The organism is Actinomadura graeca, from assembly GCF_019175365.1.
In the GTDB taxonomy this organism is placed as follows: Bacteria; Actinomycetota; Actinomycetes; order Streptosporangiales; family Streptosporangiaceae; genus Spirillospora; species Spirillospora graeca.
The window spans coordinates 5,635,782-5,652,022 of record NZ_CP059572.1 but is presented as its reverse complement, the minus strand read 5'-3'; the positions used below and the strand labels follow the sequence as shown (position 1 = coordinate 5,652,022).

Here is a 16,241-nt window from a genome sequence, read left to right as displayed (position 1 = left end):
CGGCCGGTTATCGTCATCAGATGGACCTCTCCCCTTATGATCGACTTACTTCGCTTGGGCTCCAGCTTCCGCTGGTCAGCCCGCCCAAAGGCACCTACGTGCCCGCCGTGCGCGCCGGACAGATTGTGTACATATCCGGGCAAATCCCAATGAAAGATGGGAAGGTGGTCGCCACCGGGCGGATCGGAGAAGGAATCTCAGTAGACCAAGGACGCGCTCTGGCGCGCCAGTGCGCACTGGCCGCATTGGCGGCAATCGACGTCGTCGCCGGGCTGACGAACGTGACCCGGATCGCGACAGTGACGGGCTACGTCGCCTCCGCCGATGGCGTCACTGAGCAAGCAAGCGTGGTCGACGGTGCGAGCGAGCTACTCGTCGCAGTTCTCGGAGAAGCGGGCCGGCACGCCCGTAGCGTCGTGGGGGTGGCTCGGCTTCCGCTGAACGCGCCGATGGAGATCGAGATGATCGCCGAGGTTCAAACCTGACTCTCACATCGCCACTGCGGTGCCGCTGACCTCAATGCCGGTCGAGGAGCCCTCCGGGACGGTCACGTGGATGATGCTCGGCCGCCCCATGTCCTCGCCCTGCCGAACAGTGATCGTCACGGGCGGTCTCACTAGGCTGCTTTCACGTAGATAGCCACCTAGGGCCGCTGCGGCTGCGCCGGTTGCGGGGTCTTCGCGTACGCCACCTGGCGGGAAGGGATTGCGGGAGTGGAACACCTTTGGCGACTCACGCCAAAGCAGATTTGCCGTCGCCCAGTTTTGGCGAAGCATGAGGCGATTCAACCTCGCCATGTCATAGTCCAAATCGGCCAGTCGAGCTCGTTCCCGTACCGCAAGGACCGGATGCCAGGCTCCGGCGTATGCAGCCCGCACAGGCAAGTCCCGGTCCAAGTCTGCGGTCGCCCACCGTAGGGCGGCAAGTAACTCGAAGAGGTCATCTGGGGCGATCCGGACAGTGCGCGGCCGGACACTGGTAAGCGTCGCTGTGTAGACATCTTGCCTATCGCGAGTGGTCCGCACCGGAACCTCTCCCGCCTTCGTGTGCAAGCGCAACTCACCCGGCCCGTGCCGGTGCGCGTAAGCAACGGCCAGGGCGATCGTTGCGTGCCCGCAGAACGGCACTTCGGCGAGCGGACTGAAGTAGCGGACCTCGATACCGCCATCCGCACGCGCTATGGCGAATGCGGTCTCCGAGAAGCCTACCTCGGCGGCAATCCGTTGCATCTCCGCGTCGTCACAGCCACGCGCCCCGAGTACCACACCGGCCGGGTTGCCGCCACTCGCGTCGACCCCGAAGGCCGCGTACCGCAGAACATCCATGCCTTGAGACTAGGCGACAATGACGAGGCGGACACGACGATGCAGGAACTGTTCTATCCCCATGTGAGAAGATCGCCAGTGTCGGTCAGGGCCACTGAGAATCCAAGGGCGATTCGACGCGCATCCAAGCTCGGACGGACAGCGTGATAGTTCCGAGGGTCGAAGAGCAGGGCCTCACCGATCTTCGGTCTCATCTCGAGGCTCTCAGCCGTACCCACGACGCCATCGGCGAAACCGTAAGAGCCTGGCAGACGGAACGCCTCGTCGGCCGGTGCCCAGCGATGTCGCCAGATTACGGTCTCGCCGCCCTTCGCGGGAACGCTGAGATAGAGGTTGAAAGCGAACTGGGCGATCTGACCGGCGTCCAGGAAGCCGTCGGTGAACTCGCGCTGCGCGTCGTCGTAGTGCACGATGAACCCACCGTTGGGCTCGCGCGCCACACCCGGCTCCAGTTCCCGCCCGCGGTAGGTGCCGACATCGACGCTGCCGGGCCAGTCTTCGCCAAGGCGGTCGCGGCAGTAGGCGAAGGGATCGAACGGCAACCCGAGCGCCTCCCAGGCCTGCCGGGACGCCGCCGCCGCTTCCCAGTAGGTGTCGGCGATTGCGCCGTCCACGCGGTGATCGCTGACACCGACGCCGAATCGGAGTACCTGCGGCTGGACTCGTTCCTCACCGTATGACTCGAACGATGCCGTCTCCAACGCAGCGAGAACCTGACGGCATATTTTTGCCGACATAAAACCGGAAATCCGGACGGCTGCACATCGCCCGGCTGCCAGATCGGCAATACTTTGCCGAAGGACCTGGGAGGTCGATACGGCAACGAAGAATGGATCATGTAGCCCACTGCGGCTCACCAGGATCACCTGCATCCAGCAAGGGTCAGAGTAGGCCCGATGCTACTCCGGTGCCCGATGGCGACCATGTCATGTGCCACATTATCCCGCCTCTTTGCAAGCTAGAAGCAAGCCTAGGGGCTTGTGTCGTTCCAATATTGAGTCACATGGCCCGAACGGTGGTTATGGACGTGACGATACCGTAGCTCGTGATCCCTTATGGAACGTAGGTCTTCCGCAAATTGATCACAGCACGCTGAACTCGGGCGCACCAGCTGCACACCAAGCCACGACATCCGGTGACCCTTGGCGGGAACCTCGATGACGGTGCGATGGATCAAGTATCGTCGAGACCGGGCCGAACCTCTTTCTTTAGTGATCACGCTTCGAGGTTCCAGATTCGATTCGTTCGCGTGATCGGGTTTTGCGCGGGACGCACTGACCGGCGAATAGATCGCCTACACCGTCGTGCTCTCCTCCTGACTACCAGAATGTGGGGATCCACGCTGTCCCCTTTCTAAGTGTTCGACCAACCGATTTCAGGAAGCTCATTGCGTCGCCGCCAAGGAGGACAGAAGGTTGATCAGGTATTGCCGTAGCCTAACCACGTGACGTGTCTCACAAGGCCCGTCGCAAGTCCTTCTTAAGCAAGACAATGCCGCGTAGAATGAGCGGATGATAGGCGAGATGGAGTCGGCCGACTACGACGATAATGCATTGCCCATTGCAACTTGACAAGCCCGAGCCGAATCGCCATCGCCTCGTGCTGCTCTGTGGACACGATCGTTACGACTATGTTCTTCTCGACGTGCTCTATGTAGCGACCGAGCTTCAATAGAGCCGAAGTTGTTCAATGGATCGCCCTTACCCCGGAATGACGGCCCCGTGGACGTACTGCGAGGTCAGCGGAGTCAAGAGAGGGCAGTGGGTCAGCGCGAGGAGCGGAGGTCAGGGGGAGGTTACTGGGAGGTCGAGGCTGAGGCGGTAGCCGTGGTCGGGGGTGGGGCCGGATTCCAGGACGCCGCCGAGGAGCTCGGCGCGTTGCCGCAGGCCGATCAGGCCGTGGCTGGCGCTCGGAAGCGGGAGGGCGGGCCTGGTGGGGGCGGTGTTGGTGACGGCGGTGCGCACCGTCCCGTCCCGCTGACGGACCTCGACCCTGGCGGTGGAGCCGGGGGCGTGCTTGCGGGCGTTGGTCAGGGCCTCCTGCACCGTCCGGTAGATCGCCCGCTGCACCGGGGCGGGGAGGTCGCCGGTCAGGTCGACGTCCAGGTCGGCCTCGATGCCGCAGCCGGCGACCAGGGCGTGGAGCTGGGCGAGGGTGGGCTGCGGAGTCAGCTCCGTGGGCGGGCCGCCCGAGGCGCGCAGCACGCTGACCATGTGCCGCAGCTCGTCCAGGGTCCGCACGCTCAGCCGCCGGATGGTGGACGCGGCGTCCTTGGCGTCCGGGTCCCCGGTGCTGACCTGGAGCGCACCCGCGCGCACCGCGATCAGGCTGACCTGGTGGGAGACGACGTCGTGCATCTCGCGGGCGAGCTGGGCGCGCTCCTTGGCGAGGACGCTCTGCGCGGCGAGGAACTGCTCGTGCTCGCGCACCTCGGTGATCTCGGCCAGCCTGGTGGCGAGGTCACGGCGGGCCTGGACGAGCTGGCCGAGCAGCGCGGCGGCGGCGCCCAGCGCGAGGCCGTACGCCAGGTCCGGCACGTCCGAGGCGTGCACGATGCCGCCGACCCTGGGCGCGGGCCAGGGCAGCACGTAGCAGCCGGCGAACGCCGCCGCGCAGACCGCCAGCAGCGGCCGGCTGCGCGTGTGCGCCGCGAGGGAGTACACGGCGATCAGCGCCGCGACCAGGGCGAATGAGGTCAGGACGGCGGGCAGGGCCAGGACGAAGCCCACGAGCGGCGCGCGGCGGCGCAGCAGCAGGGCGCACGAGGCGAGGACGGCGAACGCGCTGTCGGACCGCGGGCCGAATCCCGCCTGCACCCAGACGTCCAGCAGCGACACGACGACGAGGCCCGCGTCCAGCACGGGCCCGGGGATCGCGCGCCGGCCGGTCCGCGGCGTCCACCGCCGTCTCACGCGCGGTCCCGGCCGCCCGGGGCGAGCAGGCCGGCGCGATCGGCCACCAGCGCGGCCTGGACACGGCCGCCGACCTCCAGCTTCGCGAGGATCGCGCTGACGTGGTCCTTCACGGTCGACGCGCTCAGGTGGACGCGGGCTCCGATCTCGGCGTTGGACAGTCCCTCGGCGACCAGCGCGAGGACCTCCCGCTCGCGGCCGGTCAGCCGCGCCACCGCGCGGACGGCCGACACCTGGGCCCCGGCGTCCAGATAGCCGTCGACGACCGTGCGGGTGACCTTGGAGGACAGCGCGACCCCGCCCGCGGCGAGGGTCCGGACCAGGTTGGCCAGCTGTTCGGGGTCGGTGTCCTTCAGCACGAACCCGGCCGCTCCGGACCGCAGCGCGCCGGCCACGAACTCGTCGGTGTCGAACGTGGTGAGCATGGCCACCACGGGGGGATCGGGCAGGCGGCGGATGTCGGCGAGGACGGTCAGCCCGTCGACGTCGGGCATCCGGATGTCGAGGAGCACGATGTCGGGACGTAGTTCCCGGACGGCGCGGAGCGCCCGGCCGCCCTCGACCGCACCGACCGTCTCGATGCCGCCGGCGGCGTTGAGGATGTGCGTGAAACCGGTACGGATCAGTGCCTCGTCGTCTACCACAAGCACGCGGATCACGTTCCGATTACTACCACGCCCGATGCCGGTGGCCGGGTCCGTGATCGGAACACCCGCCGGGTGGCGGGGGCCGGTCCGTCCTACCGGCCGGGTGCCTCGGGAAGGACAGCGGATGGGATCGGCCCCGCCCGGTCGCGAGATTCGAACCCATGACACAGGAGACTCCCCCAGCCGAACGCGAACGTTCGGAGACCGAGCCCGATGCCCCGCCGCCCGAACGTGACGCGACGGCGGCCGGGCACGACGCGATGGCGGCCGGACGGGGCGCGACGACGGCCGGACGTCTGGTGGGCATCGACCTGGCCCGCTGCCTGGCGCTCTTCGGGATGTTCGCGGCGCACGTCGGCCCGGACCCGGCCGATGGTGGGGCGACCGGGGCGCTCACGGAGGTGACGCACGGCAGGTCCATGGCCCTGTTCGCGCTGCTCGCCGGGGTGACGCTGGTCATCATCGGCGGGCGCGTCACGCCGAAGACCGGACGTCCCGGCAGGCAGGCCGCGGCGAAGATCGTCATCCGCGCGGCGATCCTGCTGGTGCTCGGCACCGCGCTGACCATGACCGGGACCCCGGTGGAGGTCATCCTCGCCTACTACGGCCTGTTCTTCCTGCTCGCCCTGCCACTGATCCGGCTCCGCGCCCGGACGCTGGCGCTGATCGCGGCCGTGTGGACGCTGACCGGCCCGCAACTCTCGTACGTGTTCCAACGATTCCTGGACGGCACCGTTGACGGCGGCACCGGACTCGACCCGGTCACCCGGCTGAGCGGCCGGGCCGTCCTCGATCTACTGGTCACCGGCACCTACCCGGCGCTGACCTACATGCCGTTCGTGATCGCGGGCATGGCCGTCGGACGGCTGGACCTCACCTCGACGGCCGTCCGCGTCCGTCTCGCGGCGCTCGGCGGGGTCCTCGTGACGCTCGCGTACGGCGGGTCGTGGCTGGCCTTCCGCCTCTTCCCCGGCATTCCGGACGCGACCGGGGCGCCGTCGGCCTGGTGGTCCGACGCCGACGGCGATCCGGACGGCCGGGCCGTCTGGCTGGCGGCCGCCGCGCCGCACAGCGAGACCACCCTCTCGGTGGCCGGTGGCATCGGCACGTCCCTCCTGGTGATCGCCGCGGCGCTGGCCGCCGTCGACCGCCTCCCCTGGCTGCGCCGTCCGGCCGCCCCGCTGATCGCGGTCGGCACGATGTCGCTGACCGCCTACGTCGCCCACATCGTCGCGCTTCTGCCGCTGGGCACCGATCTGCCGGAGTGGCCACCGCACATCCTGATCGGCTTCATGCTCGCCGTGACCCTCCCGGCGTTCGCGTGGTCCCGGTATTTTCGGCGCGGGCCGCTGGAGTACCTGGTGTACAGCGCGACGAAGGCGAGCCGCCGCGTCCGATGACGGCGGGCTCTACGCGTTCACGCCGGTAGCGACGTTTCCCAGGCCGGTTTTCGGGTTCGGTGTGATATCTGCCTGCCGTGGACCACTTCTCAGTGTGACGGAAGTGGAGGAGCGTGGGTTGAGCAGACGGGGATCGGCCATCGAGTGCGCGGCCCAAGGCCCGGCCGAGTGGTTCGACGATCTCTTCGGCCGGTACTTCCCGCGCGTGTACGCCTACGCGGTGACGCGGGTCGGGACCGCGCAGGCCGAGGAGGTCGCGAGCGAGACGTTCGCCATCGCGTGGCGGCGCCGTGACGTCGTACCGGACGTCCCGCTGGCCTGGCTGATCGGCGTCGCCCGCAACGTGATCCGTGAGCAGTACCGGGACGCGCTGCGCCAGGACCTGATCGCCGCGGAGCTGACCGCCTGGGCGGCGTCCACGCCGGTGTCCGGCGACGTCGCCGAACTGGTCGCCGATCGGGACGTCCTCCTGCGCGGGCTGGCCGCGCTGCCGGAGCAGGACCGCGAGGTCCTCATGCTGCTCGGCTGGCACGGGCTGTCCCCTCGGGAGGCCGCCGACGTCCTCGGCTGTTCGAGGCCCGCGCTCACCATGCGCGTGCACCGGGCGCGCCGCCGCCTGGAACGCCGGATCGGCGGCGCCGCGCACACCGCCCGACGTGAGAGTGGAGGCACCGATGAGTAGGAAGACCGATCTCCTGACCGCGATGTCCGGCGTCCGGCCGGACGAGCTCGACCCGCCCGCCGACCCCGGACGGCTGGAACGTTTCCGCGCCGTCGCGGCGGCCTCGGAGGCGCGGGCGGACCGTCCGACGCAAAAGCCCCGGCCGGGCGTCAGGTTCCCCCGTCCGGCCCGGTACTCCGTCGCGGCCGCCACTGCGGCGCTGGTCGCCGGCCTGGTCGCCGTGACCCACCCGGCCGATCACGAGCCCGCGCCGCCGTCGGCGCGGCGGACGCTGCTCGCCGCCGCCACGGCGCTCGAAACCGCGGGCGGGACGGGCAGGTACTGGACCGCCGACCTCAGCACCCGCACCATCGTCGGCCACGTGGGTGATCCCCCCGCGGCGAACCCGCTGTATCGCTACACATCGACTTGTGACGCGCGGCTGTGGGCCTCGAAATCCAGCCGCGACGCCAGCTGGCTCGTCATCGACTCGGTCACCGACCGGAGGCTGAGCGGCGCGGACGAGCGGGCCTGGCGCCGATCCGGGGCGCCGGGCGCCCGTGGTTGCCAGATCTACCACACCAGCATCGGCATGCGTTCGGCTCCGCCCGCGGCGCTCGGCCTGGAGCGCAGCGTTCCCGCGGGCTCACGGGAGGCGCCGACCTATCCGAGCATCGCGGGCGTTCCGGTCACCCTCGACCAGATCGCCGGGCTGCCGACCGATCCCGCGGCGCTCAAAGCGGCACTGGACAAGGTGTGGACCCAAGCCGGAGGCAGGGCCGACCAGGGGGTGCCGACCGCCGTCACCGTGCAGGAGATCGCGGACCTCCTGGTCAGCGCCCCCGTTCCGCCCGCCATGCAGGCCGCTCTGTACCGCGTCCTGGCCGACCTGCCGATCAGCCGGAGCCGCGGGACCGTCACCGACCGGCTCGGCCGACGCGGAGTGGCCTTCTGGGCCGACACCGGGGCGCTGGACGAGAAGCTGATCGTCGATCCGCGCACGGGACACCCGCTCGCCGTGGAGGGCTACCTCCACGGTCACCTCGACAGCTACACCCTCGTCCGCCGCCAAGGCTGGACCGACACACTCCCCGACCTCCCCACCCGCCGCCTCTGAAAATGAACAGATGCTCCCGGGCGCACTCACCCTCGCTCGGGAGCATCGCCGTGGCAGCGTCCCAGATCGGCTTTCCTACCAGTCGATATCGACGTCGTCGATCTCGACGGCGACTTCGTTCTCCCCCTCCCCCGACACGTCGCCGGTCGAGAGGATCTCCTCATCGGTGCTGGTCAACGCCGTAAGGATCATCGTGGCCCCCCACACCAGAGATATGCCGGAGAAGATCAGCCGACCCGCGAGGGAAACCGGTTCGCCAGCCCCGTTGTCGACAGTGATCTTCCCGGCAAGACAAGCGATCGCGATGGTCGTGAGGGCCGCGCCGAATGCGAAGAAGCCGATCCGCCCGGCTCGCACCTTCCACCGCGGAGGTCTCGTTTCCGGCTGGGCGTCCCATCGGGATGGCGGAGGTAATCGACTGTCGTCCATCTCAATGACGCTACGCCGCAACCTGCGGCGCGCCGCCCTGGAAGCCCCGGCCCGATGCGGTCACGAGTGCGTGTCCTGGTTCTGGGTGGTGGCGTTACAGGCTCAGGCAGCTGTAGAGGACGGTCGCGGTGCCGCCGGGTGCGAATGAGACCGTTCCACTGACGCCGCCGCCGAGGTTGCAGAGGGCGGTCGGCCGCACCCTGACGGGCACCGCGACCGACTCCCCGGGCTTCAGCGACCCGCCTCCACCGGTGTAGATCCGTCCGTTCGCCGCGTGGACCTCCGAGACCGACCAGTCGACCGGGCCGGCTTCGGCGGTGAGCGTGACGTGGCACGTGATCGGCAGCGCGATCGCGTGGAACACCCGGCAGTTCCCGTCGTGCACCGCCAGCCGTCCGTGCACGTCCGCCGGTTTGCGCCGCTTGCCGGGGGGCCGGGTGTGCGACGGCGGCGGCGTCGTCGCCCTGTCCTTCCATTCGGTCGGATCGGGGGACGGCGTGTCGGAGGGCGGCGGCGTGGGGAATTCGGTCAGGGGCGGCGGGGTCAGCGCCATCGGCGGCGCGCTCACACTCTCTCCGCGGGACACCTCGAACAACAGGAGCATGGCGGTGGTCAACGCGATCCCGGCGGCGGCTCCGGCGATCACCAGCCGGCCGCGTCCGCGCCTCTGCGCCTTGCGGCACTGGTACCGCACCAGCATGTAGAGCCGGTCCCGGAAGGTCTCCGGGGAGGGGGCGAGCTCGGGCCTGTCCCGCAGGATCAGCAGCGCCGACCGGACGGCCGCCACCGCGCGGTCGTGGTCGCCGAGCAGCACCTCGGCGTACTCGGTCAGCTCGGGCCCGTACACGCTCTGCACATGGCCGCCCGCTCCGGGCCGCCCCGCCCGGAGCGCCTCGACCAACCGGACGTCGTCGTCCGACGGTGATGCGTTATGCCTGGGCACGGGGTGAATTCTAGCTGAACGATACATTCGATTCTGGGCCGGATGCGGACAGCATACATCCGATTTGTCGGTTTCCGCCCGGATATCTCGCAGATCGATCGTCACGGGCACGTGGGGGATGCCGTTCGGAGACGACCACTCCGCGCAGGTCGGGCGGTCCCGGCGGACCGGCTCGGGGAGCATGCCGGTCGGTGAGCCGGAACGCTATGGCGAGACGACACCGTGTTCCGGGGAAGCCGACGTAGGACCGCGATTGTGTTCGCCGCAGGAGTCCGCCTGTCCTTGCACATCTTGTGTGCGGAGAAATAGTTTTTCGGCGGACGCGGGCTCCGTCGTCGGCGACGGTCGCGTCCCGTCGTTGTATGACCCCCTGAGCAGCTGTTCTTGCCCTGGACATCGCCTGCCAGATCGTGTGTCCGGCTGTACGGGAATGCACGTCGAACAGGCTGACAACACGAATCTCCTTGTGAACAACGGGAGCCATTCGTGACGGTGGATCTCGCCGGGGCCACTCCGCCCCGGCACCGCGACCGGGGGATTCAATGAAGCTGTTCTCGTATTCGGCTGCCCTGGTGACGGCCACCCTGCTCAGTTCTCTGGCCGGAGCGCCCGAGACGGTGACGGCAGGTGGCGGCTATCTCCGGCGTTCCGTGCTCACGTTCATGCGTCGCCTCGACGAAGGCTCTGATTTCAATGGGTGTGAATTTCTGACGACGTATGGAGATGTCCGGATACGGTCGCCCCAGCGAGTCTCAGGCTCGACCGCCGTCGACTGCCCTCGATCAGATAAGCAAGAACTCCCGCGGGTGCCTTTCTCGCTCTGTAAGGACCGAGGGAGCATTCAGGCATTCGTGTCGCTGAGCATCCAGACCCTGCGAAGAGGGATCCGGGCGGCGATCTCTTCGGGCAGCCGGTCGTAGGTGCGCAGGACCGCGTTCACAACATCGGCCGCTTCCCAGACGCGCACGCGCACGGCCTGGTTCTTCAGGACATCGCGGGCCGGCTTGGTCAATCCCGCCCAGGCGACCAAGAGGCCCTGTTGGGGGTTCGCTCCTGAATGTGGACACCGATCTCAGGCAGCGGTAGCCAGGCTACCTGCGATTTAGGGGCGGTGCCGTCCCCGGCTGGAACCGCACACCCACGATCGTGGTGTGCGCCGGAATGACCTCGATCTCCGGACCGGTCAGCGGACCGACCAGCTGAGGACGGCCACCGATCGGAAAGTGGATCTCGACCCCGCCTGTGGGCAGGTGCCGTTGTACGTACGCCGCCTCACCCGTGTGCTGGATCCAGACCGTCCGCACCACCCCCGCCAATTTCGGCAACGGCGGACGCTCAACGTAAGACTCCACTACGTCATCTTCGCACTGCAGCGCCCGAGCGGCATCGAGGTCAAGGCCGTCCGGCCGTTGACGAGGCCGGCCGCCACCCGACCTCGACGCCGCCCCGTCGTGCCGGACCAAATAGAGACGGCCCGACACGACTCACTGTAGTCAGAATGCGTCGAGTACGACGACTGGGATTTCTCGCGTTGTGCGCCGTTCGAACTCGGCGAAGAGCGGGTTGAGTTCTTTTTGCCTCGACCAGATCCTTTCGCGCTCGGCTCCCTCGGCAACACGGGCGAGGACGTCGATCGTCTGGCTTCCCACTTCGATGATCACTCTGGGATGGGTGCGAAGGTTGTGATACCAGTTTGGATGAGCGGGTGCGGCGTCGTTGGAGCCGAACACGGCGAAACTGGTGTCATCGAGCCGCTGGTACGTCATTGGGTTGGTCCGCTGCGCGCCTGTCTTGGCGCCCACATGGTGGAGCAGGAGCAACGGCATCCCTTCGAACATGCCCCCGACTTTGCCGTCCCGTGCTCTGAATTCCTTGATGACCTGGCTGTTCTGGGCGTCCAGTTCGTGCTTGTCCATGTCGATTTCCCCCTGCGGAGTGGGCCGAAGCGTGCTGGGGTTTCAAGCGGCGGAAAGGCCCGCGAACATGCCTCCGTCGACGACGATCTCCGCTCCGGTGATGTAGCCGGCGGAAGGGGAGGCCAGGAAGGCGACCGTGCGGGCCACTTCGTCATCGGACCCGATGCGGCCCAGCGGCACACGGGACGCCATGTCCGCCCGGAAGCCGTCGACCGCTTCCGGGGGCAGTCCTTGCTTGCTCAGGGCGGGGGTGTCTATGGGCCCGGGGCTGATGGTGTTGACCCGGATACCCCGAGGGGCGAGCTCGATCGCCAGCGCCCGTGCCAGCGCCAGCAAGGCACCCTTGGTCGCGCTGTAGACCGACCAGTCGGGAAAGGCGCGCGTGGCGATCCGTGAACTACTGAAAAGCACGCTGCTCTCCGCGCCGAGCATGGGCAGGACACGCTGCAGGGTGAAGAACTGTCCTTTGACGTTGACATCGAAGTGCTCGTCGTAGAACGCCATGTCGACGGCTTCGAGCGGCGCGGATCGCGCCACGGCCGCGTTGAGGAACACCAGGTCCAGTTTTCCGAATCGGTCTTCGACCTCGGCGGCGAGGGTGTGGGCATCGGCGGGGCAGCGGGCGTCGGCGCGCCGGACGATGACACCGTCGCCCATTGTCTTCTCGGCGGCGGCCAGGGTGTCGGGGTTCTGGCCGGTGACGACCACGGCGAACCCTTCATCGCGCAACACACGGGCCGTGGCCAGGCCGATACCGGTCGTACCGCCGGTGATGAGCGCGACCGGACGGGATGTTGCTCGGGCCATTTCGCTCTCCTTGGTTTCTTGATCGCCAGATGATGCGGTTGGGCTGCAGGATGGTGTTCAGGCGCTCGCGGCCAGGCCGCCGTCCACCAGAAGGTTCACCCCGGTGATGAAGCCGGCCGCGGGCGAGGCCAGGAAGGCGACCGTGCGGGCCACGTCCTCGTCGGTGCCGATGCGGCCCAGCGGTATCCGGGACGCCATGTCCGTCCGGAATCCGTCGAGCGCACCGGTCGGCAGGCCGAGCTTGCCGAAGGCGGGCGTGTCCACCGGGCCCGGGCCGATGGCGTTGACGCGGATGCCCCGGGGTGCCAGCTCGACCGCCAGGGTGCGGGCCAGGGAGACCAAAGCCCCCTTCGTGGCGCTGTAGACCGACCAGTTGGCCTGGCCGAGTTCCGCCCCCAGCGCACTGTTGAAGATCACCGCGCTACCGCGGCCGAGCAGGGGAAGCACATGCTGGAGCGTGAAGAGCTGTCCTTTGACGTTGACGTCGAAGTGCTCGTCGTAGAACGCCTCGTCGAGGATCTCGATCGGCGCGAACCGGCCGATGCCCGCGTTGAGGAACACCAAGTCTAGTTTGCCGAACCGATCCTTGACCTCGGTGGCGAGGGCGTGGCCGTCCTCGGGGCGGCGGGCATCGGCGCGCCGGACGATGACACCGTCGCCCAGTGTCTTTTCAGCGGCGGCCAGGGTGTCGGGGTTCTGGCCAGTGACGACCACGGCGAACCCTTCATCGCGCAACACACGGGCCGTGGCCAGGCCGATACCGGTGGTGCCACCGGTGATGAGAGCGGTGCGGGGCGAGCTGGCTGTGGTCACGTCGATACTCCATGGTTCGGTTGCCGGTGAGATACCGCCTGTGGCCGGGCAGGGAACAGTCATCCCGCACGGACTGGACGGATTCGTCCACTGTAATCGGACTGGACGGATCCGTCCAGTCCGATTACAGTGGCGACCATGGCTCACGAACCGACCACCGACCGCGGGCGGCGTAGCCGCGACCGGATCGTCGAGGCGGCCGACGCGCTGATCGACGACCAGGGCGTCAGAGGCGCGGGCGTCGACCGGATCATCGCCCGGGCCCGGGTGAGCAAGAGCCAGCTGTACCACTTCTTCTCCGGCAAGGACGACCTGGTCCGTGCCGTGATCGCGGACCGCTTCGAGCGTGTGCTGGACGCGCAGATGTCCATGCTCACCGACCTCGGCAGCTGGGCGGGGATCCGCCGCTGGCTCGACATGTTCGTCACCGAGAACCAGGTGCACGACCTTCCCGGGTGCCCCATCGGCACCCTCGCCGGCGAGCTCGCCGCCCGCGACGAAGCGGCCCGAGCCGACCTCGCCGGCTGTTTCTCGACGTGGGAGCAGTATCTGGTGAAGGGCCTGGAGAGCATGCGAGCACGCGGTCAGCTCGTCCCGGACGCCGACCCCGAGCAACTGGCCACGGTGGTATTCGCCGGTCTCCAAGGCGGGCTGCTTCTCGCCAAGACCCACAAAAACATCGAACCGCTCCGCATCGCCCTCGACGCCGCGTTCGCCCACCTGCGCTCGTTCCGAGCCCAAACCGAGCATCCCCAAGAACACACCTGACGGGCGCGGGTGAACCGCCGACCTTCCGCTTACTGCTCACGTTCCGGACGCCCGGCACCCGATGGCCCCTGATCGAGCCCACCTCACGGGTCTCGAACCGACCGGGGGATCAGCCCTTGATGTGGGCCAGCAGGGCCAGGAAGGCGTCCCGGTCAAGAGTGATATATCCGGCGTTGAGGTGTTTGCTGTCGCGGATGCCGACGCCCTCGGGCAAAGTCGCGAGGGGGTTCGCTCCTGAATGTGGACACCGATCTCAGGCAGCGGTAGCCAGGCTACCTGCGATTTTCTCGTAGTTGATTGGTGACATCTGGCCGAGTGCCGAGTGGCGGCGCCGGGTGTTGTATCTCGTGATCCACCCGAACACGGCCAGGCGGGCGTCGCGGGCCGAGGTCCATCGGTGCGCGCCTTGCAGCGTCTCGCGCTTCAGCGTGGCGTTGAAGGCCTCGGCGGCGGCGTTGTCGGCGCTCGTGCCGACCGCGCCGCGGGAACGGGTGACGCCCAGGCGGCGGCATGCCTCCTCGAACTCCTGACTGCAGTACTGCGCGCCGTTGTCGCTATGGAAGATCGCCCCGGCCAGGGTGCCGCCGCGGGTGCGGGCGGCGGCATCGAGTGCGTCCACGACGAGTTCGGTGCGCATGTGGTCGGCGATCGACCAGCCCGCCAACCGGCGTGATCCCAGGTCCAGGACCGTGGCGAGGTAGAGGAACTTCCCGTCCCCGATCGGCAGATACGTGATGTCGCCGACGTGCTTGTGGTTCGGCTGCTCGGCGGTGAAGTCGCGCCGCAGCAGGTCCGGGACCGGCGTCGCCGATGGCTCGGGCACGGTGGTGCGGACCTTCTTGCGCAAGTGCAGCCCGACGATGCCGCGTTCGCGCATCACCCGGGCGACCCGCTTGTGGTTCACCCGCAGCCCCTGGTCGTGCAGCTCGGCGGTCAGCCGAGGGGACCCGTACGTGCCGTTCTCGGCCTGGTGGATCTTCCGGATCTTCGCCGCCAGGTCGTCGTCGGCCTTGCGGCGGGCCAGCCGGGCCGGGGCGGCGGCCAGCCACCGGTAGAACGACGACCGAGCAATCTCCAGCACCCGGCACAGCCGCTTCACGCCGTAGGCGTGCTTGTGGTCCTCAACGAATTCGAAACGGCTCACCAGTTCGTCTCGCCCGCGAAAAACTTCGCGGCTTTCCGCAGGATGTCGCGTTCCAGCTCCAGCTCCTCGATCCGGGCCTTGAGCTGCTTGTTCTCCTCTTCCAACACGTCCGGCGAGGCTACCTGGCCCCCAGCAGCCGACTTGCCGGCCCTGCGCGGCGTGAGGCCCGCGGTGCCGTTACGCTGCGCTGCCAGCACCCACTCCCGCAGCGTCGCCCGGTTGATCCCCAGATCCTCAGCGACCTGCTTGTAGGTCTTGGACGGGTCCGACAGATACAAGGCCACGGCGTCGGCCTTGAACTCCTCCGGGTAATTCTTCAAAGCCATCAGCGACATCTCTTCCCCTGGACCTCAAGATCCAGTCTCCAAGGTGTCCACATTCAGGGGTGAGGTCCCGTTCGGCCCCGTGCGTGGACATGACACCATGTAGCTGGGTGACCACGGGAGCTCCGATCTGGCCGCCCGACTGACCTGGGCGAGCAGCCGCGGGCTGTCCAGGCCCAGCGGTCCGCGACCGGCGGTGATGTCGATGCCTCCGTCAGGGCCTGGCGGAGCCTGGTCGCAGTAGAACCCCTCCACAGTGAGGATGGCGGATATGAGCGTGGCAAGTCCGTGGCCGGCGAACTCCTCCGCGATACGTGCGGTGATCTGATCAAGAGCCGCCAGTTCGAAGTCGGCTGCAAGTTCCGGCTGATCGACGTCGGTCTCCTCACCTGCCACGGACATCCCCGCGGAAGGCGCTGACGGCCTCAGGAAGGTGGCGTGGCCGGGATCGGAACCGGTGGCGAGGAGCTGTTCCAGGCGGGCGACGGCGTTGTTCTTGCTCGGCGCGAAGATCGTCAATGCGCTGCCCAAGCTGAACAGCAGATCCTGTTTGACGGCGGTGCGCGGCAGGTCGGTGCGTTGCCACTCGACACCGACGACGTGGCGTCTGTCCGGGTCAGACTCCTCACTGAGATAGACATAACCGCTGGTCACTCGCCCGAGCGCGATCTGCTTGGTGGTCTTCAACGGCATCGCCAGAAGATCGCCCGGCTGAATGCGGCTGCGCAGCGCCCAGAGCTGACCTATGGCGTTGTTGAGTCTGCCATTCGAGGCGTTCGGGATGGCCCTGGTGACGACTCGGGCCGCTTCCTCGCGGGTCGTGCATTGGGTCAGGTCTGGTATTTCACGCCAGCCACCTCCAGAGCACCCTCGCTCCAGCGCCCACTGATCGCGCTCGCCGTACCGGCCGGCTCGGATCACCCACGCCTTCCCCACAGAACCCCTCCGATGACTACTCACACATAGCGGACTCCAGTCTCCCAGCCCGGGTGGCTCAGGAGTTCCAAGGTTGGCCTTTTCGTGGTTGGCGGGGGGC

At 68.1% G+C, this 16,241-nt stretch carries 18 protein-coding genes; 5 read left to right on the top strand and 13 right to left on the bottom strand.

Annotated features, from left to right (window positions below):
* Window positions 1-20: 20 nt before the first annotated feature.
* Window positions 21-485 carry a RidA family protein gene (locus tag AGRA3207_RS25205; RefSeq protein WP_231329481.1) on the top strand — a complete coding sequence of 155 codons (465 nt, stop codon included), beginning with the start codon at window positions 21-23 and terminating at the stop codon, window positions 483-485.
* 3 nt (window positions 486-488) lie between these two features.
* Here the strand turns inward: AGRA3207_RS25205 and AGRA3207_RS25200 are convergent, their stop codons facing one another.
* The 4 genes from AGRA3207_RS25200 to AGRA3207_RS25185 form a co-directional block, all read right to left on the bottom strand.
* Window positions 489-1,325, bottom strand: a complete 837-nt coding sequence (locus tag AGRA3207_RS25200) for a PhzF family phenazine biosynthesis protein (protein ID WP_231329480.1) — start codon at window positions 1,323-1,325, stop codon at window positions 489-491.
* A gap of 53 nt (window positions 1,326-1,378) precedes the next feature.
* Window positions 1,379-2,197 carry a 2OG-Fe(II) oxygenase family protein gene (locus tag AGRA3207_RS25195; protein WP_231329479.1) on the bottom strand — a complete coding sequence of 273 codons (819 nt, stop codon included), beginning with the start codon at window positions 2,195-2,197 and terminating at the stop codon, window positions 1,379-1,381.
* A gap of 912 nt (window positions 2,198-3,109) precedes the next feature.
* Complete coding sequence (locus AGRA3207_RS25190) at window positions 3,110-4,237, bottom strand: sensor histidine kinase (RefSeq protein WP_231329478.1); 1,128 nt, start codon at window positions 4,235-4,237, stop codon at window positions 3,110-3,112.
* On the bottom strand, window positions 4,234-4,896 hold the full coding sequence (locus AGRA3207_RS25185; protein ID WP_231329477.1) for a response regulator: 663 nt from the start codon (window positions 4,894-4,896) through the stop codon (window positions 4,234-4,236). Before AGRA3207_RS25185 ends, AGRA3207_RS25190 begins: the two co-directional genes overlap by 4 nt.
* A 149-nt stretch (window positions 4,897-5,045) precedes the next feature.
* On the opposite strand from AGRA3207_RS25185, the gene AGRA3207_RS25180 reads away from it, so the two are divergent.
* The 3 genes from AGRA3207_RS25180 (at window position 5,046) to AGRA3207_RS25170 (ending at window position 8,062) form a co-directional block, all read left to right on the top strand.
* On the top strand, window positions 5,046-6,284 hold the full coding sequence (locus tag AGRA3207_RS25180) for a DUF418 domain-containing protein (RefSeq protein ID WP_231329476.1): 1,239 nt from the start codon (window positions 5,046-5,048) through the stop codon (window positions 6,282-6,284).
* Between the two features lie 118 nt (window positions 6,285-6,402).
* A complete protein-coding gene (locus AGRA3207_RS25175; protein ID WP_231329475.1) occupies window positions 6,403-6,966 on the top strand; it encodes an RNA polymerase sigma factor in 564 nt (187 codons plus the stop codon).
* Entirely contained in the window at window positions 6,959-8,062 is a 1,104-nt protein-coding gene (locus tag AGRA3207_RS25170; RefSeq protein ID WP_231329474.1) for a CU044_5270 family protein, read from the top strand. Before AGRA3207_RS25175 ends, AGRA3207_RS25170 begins: the two co-directional genes overlap by 8 nt.
* A 75-nt stretch (window positions 8,063-8,137) precedes the next feature.
* Here the strand turns inward: AGRA3207_RS25170 and AGRA3207_RS25165 are convergent, their stop codons facing one another.
* The 7 genes from AGRA3207_RS25165 to AGRA3207_RS25140 form a co-directional block, all read right to left on the bottom strand.
* A complete protein-coding gene (locus AGRA3207_RS25165) occupies window positions 8,138-8,491 on the bottom strand; it encodes a hypothetical protein (protein ID WP_231329473.1) in 354 nt (117 codons plus the stop codon).
* A 94-nt stretch (window positions 8,492-8,585) separates the two neighbouring features.
* Window positions 8,586-9,434: a hypothetical protein gene (locus AGRA3207_RS25160; RefSeq protein WP_231329472.1), complete on the bottom strand. Its 849-nt coding sequence runs from the start codon at window positions 9,432-9,434 to the stop codon at window positions 8,586-8,588.
* Window positions 9,435-10,275: 841 nt separating this feature from the next.
* Window positions 10,276-10,446 (bottom strand): hypothetical protein, encoded by a 171-nt coding sequence (locus AGRA3207_RS25155; protein ID WP_231329471.1) that lies wholly within the window; start codon window positions 10,444-10,446, stop codon window positions 10,276-10,278.
* Window positions 10,447-10,525: 79 nt separating this feature from the next.
* Entirely contained in the window at window positions 10,526-10,786 is a 261-nt protein-coding gene (locus AGRA3207_RS40310; RefSeq protein WP_376766273.1) for a DUF6597 domain-containing transcriptional factor, read from the bottom strand.
* 141 nt (window positions 10,787-10,927) lie between these two features.
* Window positions 10,928-11,350: a nitroreductase family deazaflavin-dependent oxidoreductase gene (locus AGRA3207_RS25150; protein WP_231329470.1), complete on the bottom strand. Its 423-nt coding sequence runs from the start codon at window positions 11,348-11,350 to the stop codon at window positions 10,928-10,930.
* 42 nt (window positions 11,351-11,392) lie between these two features.
* A complete protein-coding gene (locus AGRA3207_RS25145) occupies window positions 11,393-12,157 on the bottom strand; it encodes an SDR family oxidoreductase (protein ID WP_231329469.1) in 765 nt (254 codons plus the stop codon).
* 57 nt (window positions 12,158-12,214) lie between these two features.
* Window positions 12,215-13,033 (bottom strand): SDR family oxidoreductase, encoded by an 819-nt coding sequence (locus tag AGRA3207_RS25140; protein WP_148768092.1) that lies wholly within the window; start codon window positions 13,031-13,033, stop codon window positions 12,215-12,217.
* Between the two features lie 75 nt (window positions 13,034-13,108).
* Here AGRA3207_RS25140 and AGRA3207_RS25135 point away from each other — a divergent pair, with 75 nt between their 5' ends.
* Window positions 13,109-13,738 (top strand): TetR/AcrR family transcriptional regulator, encoded by a 630-nt coding sequence (locus tag AGRA3207_RS25135; protein WP_231329468.1) that lies wholly within the window; start codon window positions 13,109-13,111, stop codon window positions 13,736-13,738.
* Between the two features lie 253 nt (window positions 13,739-13,991).
* Here the strand turns inward: AGRA3207_RS25135 and AGRA3207_RS25125 are convergent.
* Both AGRA3207_RS25125 and AGRA3207_RS25120 read right to left on the bottom strand, forming a co-directional pair.
* Window positions 13,992-15,208, bottom strand: a protein-coding gene (locus AGRA3207_RS25125) for an IS3 family transposase (protein WP_231336385.1) whose coding sequence is annotated in 2 segments (ribosomal slippage) — window positions 13,992-14,905 and window positions 14,905-15,208 — 1,218 coding nt in all. Because the reading frame shifts where the segments join, the coding sequence is not laid out codon by codon here.
* A 24-nt stretch (window positions 15,209-15,232) separates the two neighbouring features.
* The gene (locus AGRA3207_RS25120) at window positions 15,233-16,126 is read right to left on the bottom strand and encodes a hypothetical protein (protein ID WP_231329466.1); all 894 of its coding nucleotides are present in this window, start codon (window positions 16,124-16,126) and stop codon (window positions 15,233-15,235) included.
* Between the last annotated feature and the right edge of the window lie 115 nt (window positions 16,127-16,241).